The organism is Xanthomonas sp. fls2-241-TYG-148 (assembly GCF_030208815.1).
Classification (GTDB): Bacteria; Pseudomonadota; Gammaproteobacteria; order Xanthomonadales; family Xanthomonadaceae; genus Xanthomonas; species Xanthomonas campestris.
This window is the reverse complement of record NZ_JARVTE010000001.1, coordinates 399,055-411,928: the sequence shown is the minus strand read 5'-3', so window position 1 is coordinate 411,928 and position 12,874 is coordinate 399,055. Positions and strand designations below refer to the sequence as shown.

15 protein-coding genes are annotated in these 12,874 nt (G+C 64.4%); 11 read left to right on the top strand and 4 right to left on the bottom strand.

Annotation, left to right across the window (positions count from 1 at the left end; all coding sequences use genetic code 11):
• Window positions 1-7: 7 nt before the first annotated feature.
• The 4 genes from QRM60_RS01770 to QRM60_RS01755 are packed head-to-tail and all read right to left on the bottom strand — an operon-like array spanning window position 8 to window position 2,476.
• Window positions 8-994 (bottom strand): ABC transporter permease, encoded by a 987-nt coding sequence (locus tag QRM60_RS01770; RefSeq protein WP_011036684.1) that lies wholly within the window; start codon window positions 992-994, stop codon window positions 8-10.
• Window positions 991-1,866, bottom strand: coding sequence for an ABC transporter ATP-binding protein (locus QRM60_RS01765; RefSeq protein WP_011036685.1), 876 nt, complete (start codon window positions 1,864-1,866; stop codon window positions 991-993). The genes QRM60_RS01770 and QRM60_RS01765 overlap by 4 nt, the downstream gene beginning before the upstream one ends.
• Entirely contained in the window at window positions 1,863-2,225 is a 363-nt protein-coding gene (locus QRM60_RS01760) for a GntR family transcriptional regulator (protein WP_011036686.1), read from the bottom strand. The genes QRM60_RS01765 and QRM60_RS01760 overlap by 4 nt, the downstream gene beginning before the upstream one ends.
• A gap of 2 nt (window positions 2,226-2,227) precedes the next feature.
• Entirely contained in the window at window positions 2,228-2,476 is a 249-nt protein-coding gene (locus QRM60_RS01755; protein ID WP_012438718.1) for a hypothetical protein, read from the bottom strand.
• Window positions 2,477-2,610: 134 nt separating this feature from the next.
• Here QRM60_RS01755 and QRM60_RS01750 point away from each other — a divergent pair, with 134 nt between their 5' ends.
• The 11 genes from QRM60_RS01750 (at window position 2,611) to QRM60_RS01700 (ending at window position 12,477) form a co-directional block, all read left to right on the top strand.
• Window positions 2,611-3,168: a glutathione peroxidase gene (locus QRM60_RS01750; RefSeq protein ID WP_012438717.1), complete on the top strand. Its 558-nt coding sequence runs from the start codon at window positions 2,611-2,613 to the stop codon at window positions 3,166-3,168.
• Between the two features lie 60 nt (window positions 3,169-3,228).
• Window positions 3,229-3,390: a hypothetical protein gene (locus tag QRM60_RS01745; protein WP_285445723.1), complete on the top strand. Its 162-nt coding sequence runs from the start codon at window positions 3,229-3,231 to the stop codon at window positions 3,388-3,390.
• Window positions 3,320-4,222: an FKBP-type peptidyl-prolyl cis-trans isomerase gene (locus QRM60_RS01740; RefSeq protein ID WP_285445711.1), complete on the top strand. Its 903-nt coding sequence runs from the start codon at window positions 3,320-3,322 to the stop codon at window positions 4,220-4,222. Before QRM60_RS01745 ends, QRM60_RS01740 begins: the two co-directional genes overlap by 71 nt.
• Before the next feature lie 24 nt (window positions 4,223-4,246).
• Window positions 4,247-5,593 (top strand): UDP-glucose/GDP-mannose dehydrogenase family protein, encoded by a 1,347-nt coding sequence (locus QRM60_RS01735; protein ID WP_014507346.1) that lies wholly within the window; start codon window positions 4,247-4,249, stop codon window positions 5,591-5,593.
• Entirely contained in the window at window positions 5,586-5,822 is a 237-nt protein-coding gene (locus QRM60_RS01730) for a SlyX family protein (RefSeq protein WP_011036690.1), read from the top strand. The genes QRM60_RS01735 and QRM60_RS01730 overlap by 8 nt, the downstream gene beginning before the upstream one ends.
• Window positions 5,823-5,840: 18 nt before the next feature.
• Window positions 5,841-6,518, top strand: a complete 678-nt coding sequence (locus QRM60_RS01725; RefSeq protein ID WP_043890343.1) for a DUF2058 family protein — start codon at window positions 5,841-5,843, stop codon at window positions 6,516-6,518.
• 254 nt (window positions 6,519-6,772) lie between these two features.
• Window positions 6,773-7,615, top strand: a complete 843-nt coding sequence (locus tag QRM60_RS01720) for a transporter (RefSeq protein ID WP_115555746.1) — start codon at window positions 6,773-6,775, stop codon at window positions 7,613-7,615.
• A 243-nt stretch (window positions 7,616-7,858) separates the two neighbouring features.
• Window positions 7,859-8,968, top strand: a complete 1,110-nt coding sequence (locus QRM60_RS01715; protein ID WP_161961898.1) for a LacI family DNA-binding transcriptional regulator — start codon at window positions 7,859-7,861, stop codon at window positions 8,966-8,968.
• Between the two features lie 13 nt (window positions 8,969-8,981).
• A complete protein-coding gene (fucP, locus tag QRM60_RS01710) occupies window positions 8,982-10,292 on the top strand; it encodes an L-fucose:H+ symporter permease (RefSeq protein WP_014507349.1) in 1,311 nt (436 codons plus the stop codon).
• Complete coding sequence (locus QRM60_RS01705) at window positions 10,289-11,275, top strand: carbohydrate kinase (protein WP_192886021.1); 987 nt, start codon at window positions 10,289-10,291, stop codon at window positions 11,273-11,275. The genes fucP and QRM60_RS01705 overlap by 4 nt, the downstream gene beginning before the upstream one ends.
• Window positions 11,272-12,477, top strand: coding sequence for an AGE family epimerase/isomerase (locus QRM60_RS01700; protein ID WP_103699705.1), 1,206 nt, complete (start codon window positions 11,272-11,274; stop codon window positions 12,475-12,477). The genes QRM60_RS01705 and QRM60_RS01700 overlap by 4 nt, the downstream gene beginning before the upstream one ends.
• Window positions 12,478-12,874 lie beyond the last annotated feature (397 nt).

The following is a 12,874-nucleotide window of genomic DNA, read 5'->3' as shown; positions in this document are numbered from 1 at the left end:
CGCGACCTCAGGCTTCGGAGCGCCGGCGGCGCAGGTAGATGGAGGCAGCGATCAGGGCAACGCCGATGGCCGCACCGATCCAGATGTCCGGGTTGCCGTAGACGCGTGCGCTGTCGGTGTGCTGCAACACCCACTGCACCAGATCGCTGGGGTTCTGCATCGCACTGCTGTCCAGGGTGCCGCTGACCGCGCGCGGCGACCAGGTGCCGGGCAGGGCGCTGAGCAGGCCGCGGTAGCCGACGATGTACCAGACCCAGCCGATCGGCAGCGACACACCGGGCATGGCCGAGAGAATGCTCAGCATCACGCAGGCCAGCAGCGGGAACAGCACCGCCCAAAGGAACGGCTTGGACGTGGCCCAGGCCGAGCAGAACATCAGCCAGCCCACGGTCGGCAGCGACCACAACAGGCTCATCGGCACGGTCATCAACAGCCGTCCAACCAGGGCGAACGGATGCGAATGCGTGGCCATGGCCCACGGGCTGGGGACGCCGGCGATCAACGCGCCACCGATGGCGATCAACCACAGGGCAAGGCCGACCACCAGGCCGATCGCAATCGCGATCAGCGGCGCCAGCAACAACGCCCATGCGGCCTTGGACAGCACTGTCTGCGTGTCCGACACCGGCAAGGATTTCCAGAACAGCACGCTGCGATCGCGGCGGTCATCGTAGAGGCTGCCCAGCGCATAGAAGAACACCACGAAGGCCAGTACGACCGAGGCGATGCCGATGCCGCCCAGCAGCAGGCCGTCGCCCACCTGGCCCAGGGTGCGGGTGTATTCGGCCAGGTCGTCCATCCTCATGCTGTCGCCGGACATGTTGCCGCGCGCGCTGACTGCGCCGATCACCGCGCCCAGCAGCGCGAAGAACACCGCGATGCCGCCGGTGATCACCTGCGACCAGACGAAACCGCCACGGTGCTCCCAGTACTCGCGTTTGAGCAGCCAGGTGAACGTGCGTGCGGGAGATGCTTGGTGGGTCATTGCATTCATGCGTAGGTCCCCTTCATGACAGCAACAAACAGATCGGCTAGGCCGGGATTGCGGGTTTCACCGAAGCGGGCCAGTTGCTCCTTGGGCGCACCGTCGAACAGCATCACGGTCTTGCCGAACGGCAGGCTGCGCTCGTCGATGGGGCCCAGTGCGCGCGCGCTGTCCAGGTGCTCGGCATTGACCAGTACTTCGGTGTAGCGCTCGGCGACGTGTTCCATATCGGCCGTGAGCACGATGCGGCCATCGCGGATGAACATCACATCGGTGAGGATGTGCTCGATCTCTTCCACCTGGTGGGTGGTGACGATGATGGTCTTCTGCTCGTCGAAGTAGTCTTCCAGCAGGCGCTGGTAGAACTGCTTGCGGTACAGGATGTCTAGGCCCAGCGTGGGTTCGTCCAACACCAGGATGCGCGCATCGATGGCCATCACCAGGGCCAGGTGCAGCTGCACGATCATGCCCTTGGAGAGTTCGCGCACCCGCGATTTGCGATTGAGCTGGGTGTTGGCCAGAAAGCGCTCGCACTTGGCGCGGTCAAAGCGCGGGTGCACGCCGGCGACGAAGTCGATGGCCTCGCCGACACGCAGCCAGCGCGGCAACACCGCCACATCGGCGATGAAGCAGACCTCGTTCATCAGCGCATTGCGCTGCGTGCGCGGGTCCATGCCCAGCACCTGCAGCTCGCCGTCGAAATCGGTCAGGCCCAGCACGGCCTTGAGCGCTGTGGTCTTGCCGGCGCCGTTGGGGCCGATCAGCCCGATGATGCGGCCGGCGGCGATGGTGAAGCTGGTGTTGTCCAGCGCAAGTCGGTGCTTGTAGGCCTTGCGCAGGCCACGAGCGTCGACCACGTGGTCGGTGGAGACGGCGGTCATGGTGTTTTCCCCTGTGGCAGCAGATCGTCGATGGTCAGTCCCAGGCGCTGGATGCGTTCCAGCACCGCAGGCCATTCTTCATTGAGGAAGCGCTCGCGTTCGCTTCCGCGCAATTTCTGTGCGGCTTCCGGGGTCATGAACATGCCCAGGCCGCGGCGCTTCTCCACCAGGTTTTCGTCGGCCAGTTCCTGATAGGCGCGCGAAACGGTGATGGGGTTCAATTGATAGTCGGCCGCCACTTGCCGTACCGAGGGCAGGGCGTCGCCAGGCTTGAGGATTCCATCGAGCATCATGGCAATCACACGTTCCTTGAGTTGGCGATAGATGGGAGCGCCGTCGCTCCACTGGATGTCAGTCATGATCAGCTCCGTGGGCGCAGGACTTGCGCGAAGGAGAAATAGGGCATCGACAGCGAGGCGCGCAGGTGCCGGCTGGGCCGGGTGCGTGTCTCGGGGGGAGTTGTCGCGTTTTCCGTAACCGCCTCCGACGCGCCATAATCGGCGCCGGTATCCGTGACCTGACTGGAAGCGGCTCCCAGGCAACCAATGGCGAACAGGGTGCTGCCGAACAGCAGCAGCGGAACTGGTCGCGTAAAGCGTGTGCTGTTCATGCTTTCCCCTGCGTTGGATGACTGGTGTTGTATTCAACTATAACACCGACACGCAGGCAGTCAACTGCCTGTCATACCCAACTGATGGCACCCCGCCGCTGGCGCGCGTGTCCTCACTACCTAGGGCACCGCTCATGTCGCTCAATCGTCTGTTGGTCCTTGTATTTGCTGGACTTTTTTCCACTGCTGCGGTGGCGGCCGGTACCTCGGTGCTGGATCTGGACTACCGCCCGCTGGCCGGCAAGGCCCCAATCAACCTGAACCGTAGTTACGGCGGCAAGGTGGTGATGGTGGTCAACACCGCCAGCAAGTGCGGCTTCACCCCGCAGTACGAAGGCCTGGAAGCGCTCAATCAGCGCTTCGGCAGCCGCGGGTTCACGGTGCTCGGCTTCCCGTCCAACGATTTCCAGGGACAGGAACCCGGATCTGAGAAACAGATCCAGGAATTCTGCACGCTGACCTATGGCGTCAAGTTCCCGATGTTTGAGAAGGTGCATGTGCTGGGCGCGCAGGCGACCCCGCTGTATCAGCGACTGACGCGCGAGACCGGCGTGGCGCCGGGTTGGAACTTCCACAAGTATTTGATCGGTCGCAATGGACAGGTGGTGGCGCAGTTCCCGAGCAAGGTCAAGCCGGACGATCCGCAGGTGTTGGCGGCGATCGAGCGCGAGCTCAAGGCGCCGGCACGCTGAGCGCGGCGCGCGCAACGTCGCGTGCACATGCGACAATGCGCATTCAGCGCCGGCGTCGGCGTGATCTTTTCACTTTCGGGAAGTGCATCGAATGAAGATGGGAAAGCGCGGCGCGGCGGCGTCGCTACTGATGGTGGCAATGTCGGCAACGATGCCTGCGATGTCGCAACAACCGGCCGCAGCGGCCGCCAAGGAGAAGCCGGCTTTGAATGCATCGTCTGAAAAGAGCAACGTGAGTTACGCCATCGGTATGGACGTGGCACGTTCGTTCGAGCCGATCGCGCAGGACATCGATGTGAGCGCCATGCAGCGCGCCATCGAGAACGCCTTCAAGGGCGGCAAGCCGCTGTTGTCCGACGAGCAGACCCAGGCCACCGACACCGCACTGCGCACCGCGCTGGCGGCACGCAATGGCCAGCAGATGCCGGGCATGGCACCGGGCAGCGCCCCGGCGGCGCCGTCCAAGGAAAATGTCGGCCTGATGCTCGGTGACCGCGCGGTTGGCCCGTCGCTGGCCGGCATCAAGGACGAGATCGATCTGTCGATCCTGATGGAAGCCGTCCGCACCGTATTCGCCAAGGGCACCACGCGGTTGACCCAGCAGGAAGCGGCCGCAACGATGCAGGCGTTCGCCACTGCCAAGCAGGGCGCAGCCGGTGCCAAGAATCGCGAAGAAGGCAATGCGTTCCTGGCCAAGAACAAGACCGAAAAAGGCGTGATCACCACGGCCTCGGGTCTGCAGTACATGGTGCTGCGCCAGGGCAGCGGCGAGCGCCCGATGCCCACCAACACGGTGCGCGTCAACTACGAAGGCAAGCTGCTCGACGGGAAGGTCTTCGATAGCTCCTACCAGCGCGGCCAGCCGGCCGAGTTCGGTCTGAATCAAGTGATTGCTGGATGGACCGAGGGTGTCGCCTTGATGCCGGTCGGTTCGAAATATCGTTTCTGGATTCCATCCAACTTGGCCTATGGCCCGAACGGCACGCAAGGGGGGCCGATCGGACCGGACGCAACGTTGACGTTCGATGTCGAACTGATGGGTATCCTTCCCTGATCCCCCACAGGAGTACCCCCACCCATGCGAGTTGCGATCTTTGGTACCGGCTATGTTGGTCTTGTCACCGGTACCTGTCTGGCGGAAGTAGGTCATCACGTTATCTGCGTGGATATCGACCAGGCGAAAGTTGATGGTCTCAATCGTGGGGTGATTCCCATCTATGAACCCGGCCTGGAGCCGATGGTGAAAGCCAACCACGCCTCTGGCCGGTTGCGCTTCACCACCGACGCGGCCGAGGCGATTGCGCACGGCGAAATCACCTTCATCGCCGTGGGCACGCCGCCGGACGAGGACGGCAGCGCCGACCTGCAGTACGTGCTGGCGGTGGCGCGCACGGTTGGCCGTCATATCGACGGGCCGTCGGTGATCGTCAATAAGTCCACGGTGCCGGTCGGTACCGCCGACAAGGTGCGCGCGGCCATCCAGGAAGAACTGGATGCACGCGGCGTGGACCATGAGTTCGACGTGGTTTCCAACCCTGAGTTCCTCAAGGAAGGCGACGCGGTGGCCGACTGCATGCGCCCGGACCGGATCGTGATCGGTGCCAAGAAGCCGGCAGCGATTGCACGCATGCGCCGTCTGTATGCCCCGTTCAACCGCAACCGCGATCGCATCGTGGAAATGGACGTGCGCTCGGCTGAGCTGACCAAGTACGCGGCCAACGCGATGCTGGCGACCAAGATCAGTTTCATGAACGAGATCGCCAACATTGCCGAGCGTGTCGGTGCGGACGTCGAGCACGTGCGTAACGGTATCGGTTCGGATCCGCGTATCGGCTGGCACTTCATCTACCCCGGTGCCGGCTACGGCGGCTCGTGCTTCCCGAAGGACGTGCAGGCGCTGGCCAAGACCGCGCAGCAGTACGGCATGCAGCCGACCCTGCTCAACGCGGTGGAAAGCGTCAACAACGCGCAGAAGGGGCATCTGTTCGAGCTGGTGCAGCGTCACTATGCCGATGGCAACGGCAGCATCGCCGGCAAGACCTTTGCGGTGTGGGGCCTGGCGTTCAAGCCCAATACCGATGACATGCGTGCAGCCTCCAGCCGTCGCCTGATGGCGCAGTTGTGGGAAGCCGGTGCCAAGGTGCGCGCGTATGACCCCGAAGCCACACACGAAGCCAAGCGCATCTTCGGCGAGCGCGATGACCTGACGTTCTGCGACGACGCCTTCGCCGCACTGGAAGGCGCCGACGCGCTGGTCGTGGTCACCGAGTGGAAGCAGTTCCGCAGCCCGGATTTCGGCAAGATCAAGCAGGCTCTGAAGGACGACGTCGTGTTCGACGGCCGCAACCTTTACGACCCGCAGGAGATCGAAGCCGCAGGTTTGGCGTACTACGCCATCGGACGAGGCCGTTCGCTGCATGCATGAGCAACTCTCGCCGCGCGACCAGGAACTGGAAGCGCGGTTGGTGGAACTGGAAACGCGCCTCTCCTTTCAGGAGCAGGCGCTGACCGAACTGAGTGAAGCGCTTGCGGACGCCCGTTTGACGGGCGCCCGCAATGCCGAATTGATCCGCCACCTGCTCGAGGATCTGGGCAAGGTGCGCTCCACGTTGTTTGCGGATGCGGCGGACGAACCGCCACCGCCGCACTATTGATTGCAGATTGCCACCGCCATGAGCGATACCCTACGTGACCAGTTGCTTGGGTTGGGCTTCAAGCCCGCCCCCAAGCCCGAACGCAAACCCGACGCACGGCCTGCCGCGCGTCCGCATGGCAAGGGTGGGAAGCCTGCGCCCGGCAAGCCGGGACAGGGCAGGGGACCGCAGCGGCCGCATGCCGCTGCGGCACCCGACGGCAAGCCCGCGCCCTCCGCCAGGCCGCATCCGAACGCAGACCGTCGTGGGCCCCGGCCTGCGCGCACGCGCGAGGACATCGACCTGGCCAAGGCCTACGCGATCCGCGCGCAACGCGAGAAGGACGAGCGTATCGAAGCCGAGCGCGTGAAGCAGGAAGAAGCACGCCTGCGGCGCGAAGCCAAGGCCAAGCTGGAAGAACTGCTCAAGGACAAGAGCCTCAATCACGCGGAAGCGGACATCGCCCGCCACTTTCCGTATGGCGGCAAGATCAAGCGCATCTACGTCACCGCCGATCAGCTCAAGGCACTCAATGCCGGCGAGTTGGGCGTGCTGCAACTCAACGGCCGCTATCTGCTGGTGACAGCGCAGGTGCTGGCCGAAGCCGAAGCCGTGTTTGCACCATCGGTGGCGTTGAAGGTGGACCCCAATGCACCGGCCGGTGACGACCCGTACGCCGACCCGAAGTATCAGGTGCCGGACGACCTGGTCTGGTGAGTCGGGGCTTGTTTTTCCGGCACATTGAAGGCAACAAATCAGGCACCTGAGCGGTGCCTTTTTGTTGGCCCATCGCTGTCTTTGTTGGCTCGTAGGCCTAACGAATGCCTGGCTTCCAGCGCTTCGGTTCTGTTGCGCCGCGATACACAGGCCAATCACGGCCAGCACCCCACCATCGCAGCGCTCGCGGATGGCGGCTTCGCGGATGATGACGCGACTGATGCGCCGCCGCTTCTTCATTGGAAGGTCTTGCCATGTCCACACTGTCACGTTTTCGCTCTTCCTCTTCCTCTTCCTCTGCGGCTGAAGCAACGTATTGCGCGCAATCACGTCACCGATCATTTGCACGCCGTCTCGGTACATCCGCCGCAGTGCTGCTCGCACTGACTCTGCTCAGCCAGCGCGCTTTCGCGCAGGCCGACGATGCGCCGGCGTTCGATCGCCCGGGGATCCCGTTCGCGGCCGAGACGCTGCGCCCCGGCGCGTTTGCCTGGGAGCAGGGGCTTCCCGATGCCAGCACCGACCGCAGCGGCGGACAGCGCGCCACGCTGTACACGGCCGATACCGTGCTGCGCCTGGGCCTGTTTGAGAACGTCGAGCTGCAGCTGGGCAGTGACAGTTACAACTGGCAGCACGCCGGTGGTGAGCGCGTGCGGGGTGGTGGCGACAGTCACGTTGCGCTCAAGGTGGCGCTGCCGTCGCGCGTGGAGAGCTTTCATTGGGCCGTGCTCGGCAGCTACAGCGTGCCGACCGGCAGTGCGGCCTTCAGCGACGGCTATTCGCGCGAACTGGGTGTCACCGCCTCGTGGGACCTACCGCAGGAGCGCGCGTTTGCGTTGTACGTCAACTACGCGCGCGATAGCGATGGCCACCAATGGACCTTCGCACCGAACTACACCTTCTTTTCCGGCGAGCACTTCAGCAGCTATGTGGAGGCCGGTATCGACTCGGGGGGTGACCACGCACGGGTGGCGGGCGCGGGCGGTGCCTGGCAGCTGCCGCACGCGATGCAGTTGGATCTCTCGGTGTTGCGTGGGCTGACCTCCGAGAGCCCGGACTGGCAGGGCGGGCTAGGGCTGTCGATCGCGTTCCAGTGACGGTGAGCTGCGGATACGCTGGGGCCAGCACACAGGCGCTGGATTTGGAGCCAAGGCGCTTGCTCTGGTCGTCGTGGGGCAGGGACACTCGTCAGTACCATTGGACTGACCAACGCACGCTCCAGCCCGTTCCCACGGAAATGCTGCACTGCCACATGCATTGAATGCAGGGAAAAGGCCTAATTGGATCGATCCAATCAGCGTCGAGTGCATGCCTCTTCCTTACCACTCCAGGTCTGCTGCGTGACCCGCACCACGCCGGCGCCTCCGTCGCCTGAGGACGACGCAGCGGGCCGTACCCGCCGTGGCGCGGTGACCTTGCGCGATATCGCCAACGCCATTGGTGTCTCGCGCGCGACCGTGTCGCTGGTGCTGCGCGGCAGCCCGCTGGTGCATGCGAGCACGCGCGCACGGGTCGAGGCCGAGCTGGATCGCCAACACTATGTCTATAACCGTGCCGCAGCCAATCTGCGCCGCCGCACGTCATCCAGCATCGCGCTGGTGATCAACGATCTGTCCAATCCGTTCTTTGCCGAATTCGCCGCAGGCGTGGACGAAGCCCTGGGCGCAGCCGGGTACGTGACCTTGCTCGGTAGCACCGGCGAATCCACGCAACGCCAGCAGGCGGTGCTGAGCTCGCTGATGGAGCACACGCCTGCCGGCATCATCCTCTCGCCGGCCGAAGGCAGCCAGGCGCAGGCACTGACCCAGGCATTGGGACGGCAGCGCAATGTGCTGCTGTTCAATCGCGAGGTCGCCGATGCAGAGTGGGATCTGCTGGCGCTGGACAACGAGCAGGGCGCGTTCGAGGCCTGCTCGCATCTCATCGCGCAGGGCCATCGGCACATTGTCTTTTTCGGTGGGCATGCCGCGTCCAGTTCCTGCCGGCAACGGCGCGCCGGTTATGCGCGCGCAATGGCGGCCGCCGGTCTGGCAGTGCAGTGGGTGGAATCGGCGCCCAACCGCCAGGACGCCGCAGTGTGTGCAACCCAGATGCTTGCGCACCCCGATCGCACTGCCAGTGCCGCGGTTTGCTACAACGACAGCGTTGCACTCGGATTGATGGCCGCGTTGGCCATGCGCGGCATCGTGCCCGGCCGCGACTTTGCAGTGACCGGCTTTGACGATATCGCCGAAGCCGGCTTGTTCACCCCCGCACTCACCACCTTGGCGGCCGACCCACGCGCGCGTGGCCAGCAGGCCGCACAGCTGATGCTGCAGCGCATTGAACACCCCGACCATGCGCCGCAGCGGCTTACCGCCGCGGTGGCATTGAAGATTCGCGCGAGCAGCGCATGTGCACCGTCCCCCGCAGTGTCCACCCATCCCCCCACCAAGGCCCCAGGCCGCTGACCAGGCAACTCCTATGGTTTCCCTTTCCACGCAATCCACTGTGCCAAGCGGCAACAAGGCGCCCGTCAACAACGGCGTCGCATTGTCGGTGGCCACCACGATCTTCTTCATGTGGGGTTTTCTCACCTGCCTCAACGACATCCTGATCCCGCATCTGAAGGCGGTGTTCGAGCTCAACTTCGCGCAGGCGATGCTGGTGCAGTTCACCTTCTTCGGCGCGTATTTCCTGATGTCGCTGCCGGCCGGCTGGCTGGTGGCTCGGTTGGGCTACAAACAGGGCATCGTGGCTGGCCTGGCGGTGGCGGCGGTTGGCGCGCTGGGCTTCTGGCCAGCGGCGGAATTGCGCGTGTATGGCGCCTTTCTCGGTGCATTGTTCGTGCTGGCCACCGGCATCACCATCCTGCAGGTAGCGGCCAATCCGTACGTGGCGCTGCTCGGTCCCGAGCGCAGCGCGTCGAGCCGGCTCACCCTGGCACAGGCGCTCAATTCGCTCGGTACCGCGATCGCGCCGCTGTTCGGTGGCTGGCTGATCCTGTCCAACACGGTGATGACGGGCGACCAGCTCAAGGTGCTGCCGGAAGCCGAGCAGTTGGCCTATCGCGTGCAGGAAGCGCAGGCAGTGCAGGGGCCGTATATCGGCCTGGCGGTGGTGTTGTTCCTGCTGGCGATCTTCGTGTTCCTGTTCCGCCTGCCGGCGCTCACCGATGCGAGTGCGCAGAAGGACGAAAGCGCGCATTCACTGCTGGATGCATTGCGCCACCCGCATGTGCGGTTCGGCGTGCTGGCGATCTTCTTCTACGTGGGGGCGGAAGTCGCCATCGGCAGCCTGATGGTCAATTACTTCTCGCTGCCGCAGATTGGCGGCTTCACCGAGCGTCAGGCGACCAACTACGTCTCCGCGTACTGGACGCTGGCGATGATCGGGCGCTTCATTGGCTCGGCGCTGCTGGCCAAGTTGTCGCCGCGCGTGTTGTTGTCGGTATTCGCAGGTATCAATGCGCTGCTGCTGGGCCTGACCATGGCCAGTGGCGGGATGCTGGCGGTGTATGCGCTGGTGGCGATCGGCCTGTTCAACTCGATCATGTTCCCGACCATTTTCACCTTGGGCATCGAGCGTCTTGGCCCGCTGACCGGGCGTGCGTCGAGCTTGCTGATCATGGCCATTGTGGGCGGCGCGATCGTGCCGTACCTGCAGGGTCTGCTGGCAGACCGCATTGGCTTGCATGAGTCGTTCGTGTTGCCGCTGCTGTGCTATCTGTACATCGTGTTTTACGGCATCTGGGGCTCGCGTCTGCGCGGCGCACTGGCGGAGGCGCGCGCATGAGTGCTGCCAAGAACCAGGTGGTGTGTTTCGGCGAAGCGCTGATCGACATGCTGGCACTGCCGCCGGCCGGCCCCAACGAGGCTCGCACCTTCGCCCAATATGCGGGTGGCGCTCCGGCCAACGTGGCTGTTGCGGTGGCACGCCTGGGCGGCGCGGCGCATTTTGTGGGCATGCTCGGGCGCGACATGTTTGGCGATTTTCTGCTGGAGAGCCTGCAGCAGGCGGGCGTCGTGACCGATGGCATCGTGCGCACCGATGAGGCCAAGACGGCGCTGGCATTCGTCGCGCTGGATGCGGCCGGCGAACGCAGTTTCAGTTTCTATCGCCCGCCGGCGGCGGACCTGCTGTTCCGTGCCGAACATTTCGCCGCCGATGGCTTTGCGCAGGCAGCCGTGTTGCACGTGTGCTCCAACAGCATGACCGAGCCGGCCATCGCGCAGTGCACGCTCGACGGCATGCGCCGCGCGCGTGCCGATGGTGCCATCGTCAGCCTGGATCTCAATCTGCGCCCGATGCTGTGGCCGCAGGATGTCGACCCTGCACCGCTGTTGTGGGAAGCGCTCGCGCTTGCCGACGTGGTGAAACTGTCGCGCGAGGAGCTCGACTATCTCGCCGGCACGCTCGACAGCGATGCCAGCGCGGTGACGCAGAAGCTGTGGCAAGGCCACGCCCGTTGGTTGCTGGTCACCGATGGCGGCGGGCCGGTGCATTGGCAGACGCGTGTGGATTCCGGGCAGGTGCCCGCGTTCCATGTGCAGGTGCGCGACAGCACGGCGGCCGGCGATGCCTTCGTTGGCGGCTTGTTGTTCCAGCTGGCAGCGCGCGCGAGCACGCTTGAGCAGCTGTGTGCCGACCCGGCGGCCATTGCCGAGGTGATTCGCTTCGCCGCCGCGGTTGGTGCGCTGGCGGTGACACGCAAGGGCGCGTTCGCTGCGATGCCCAGCGTTGACGAGGTCCATTCTTTGATCCAGGAACAATCATGAGCCCATTGCCCGCGACCCCCGCACCGGATTTCCGTTCGGCCGATGTCTTGCGCCAGCACATCGCCGACACCATGGCCTTCTACCACCCGCGCGCGATCGACCCGGCCGGTGGCTTCTTCCAGTATTTCCGCGACGACGGCTCGATCTACGATGCCGGGCACCGGCATCTGGTGAGCAGCACGCGCTTTGTCTTCAACTATGCGATGGCCTACCGCGAATTCGGCAATGCCGACTATCTGGACGCGGTCCGGCATGGCCTGGCCTATTTGCGTAACGTGCACCGCAATGCCGCTACCGGCGGTTATGCGTGGACGCTGCGCGATGGCGTGGTGGAAGACGACATGAACCACTGCTACGGCGTGGCGTTCGTGTTGCTGGCGTATTCGTGCGGCCTGAAGGCCGGCGTGGACGAAGCACGCGCGTGGATGGACGAGACCTGGCAGCTCCTGGAGAAACATTTCTGGGAGCCGGGTTTTGGTTTGTACCGTGACGAAGCCGATGCGCAGTTCAACTTCACCACGTATCGCGGCCAGAACGCCAACATGCACATGTGCGAGGCGATGATCGCCGCCTACGAGGCCAGCGGTGAGCAACGCTATCTCGACCGCGCGCTGCTGCTTGCCGACAACATGACCCGGCGCCAGGCCGCCAAGGCCGATGGTCTGGTGTGGGAGCACTACGATCTGCAGTGGAATATCGATTGGGACTACAACCGCGACAATCCCAAGCACCTGTTCCGCCCGTGGGGATTCCAGCCCGGGCACCAGACCGAATGGGCCAAGTTGCTGATGTTGCTCGATCGCTATGCTCCGGCCGACTGGTTGCTGCCGACTGCGCAGCACCTGTTCGATGTGGCGGTGGAGCGGTCGTGGGACGCCCAGCGTGGCGGGCTGTATTACGGCTTCGACCCCGACGGCAAGGTCTGCGACGACGACAAGTATTTCTGGGTGCAGGCCGAGTCGCTGGCTGCCGCTGCGTTGCTGGCGCAGCGCAGCGGTGAGGCGCGCTACTGGCAGTGGTACGACAAGCTCTGGGAGTACTCCTGGACGCACATGATCGATCACCGTTACGGCGCGTGGTACCGCATCCTGGATGCGGACAACCGCAAGTACAGCGACGAGAAGAGTCCGGCCGGCAAGACCGATTACCACACCATGGGTGCGTGCTACGAAGTGTTGAACGTGCTGCGGCCGGCTGCGTGATGCGACACGGTCGGCGAAGTGTGCCCACCTTCAATGACTCCAAGACGCCGAGATATCGACTCGTAGCGGCGTTTAGACGCAGTCAGACGTTGAGGTCAGAAGCCTAGTCGGGTCGAGGGCGCGATGCCCTCACCGCTCGCGGGACACGCCGTGAACCCATCCCTGGGGGCTCGGTGGCGGCATCCATGCCGCCACACGGTCCCGCAAGCGGTGAGGACACCACGCCAGAGAGTTTTCTGGTTGCTTTGTTGAAAACCACGCACACCGCCCATCGCGACTGGTCCTTGTCTGTCCACTGTCGCGGGACCTTACGCGGCATGGATGCCGCGTAAGCGCTTACAAGGACGTACTTGCAGCGTGTCCCGTGATGGGGGGGCGGGCAGGGGCCCTGCAGCCA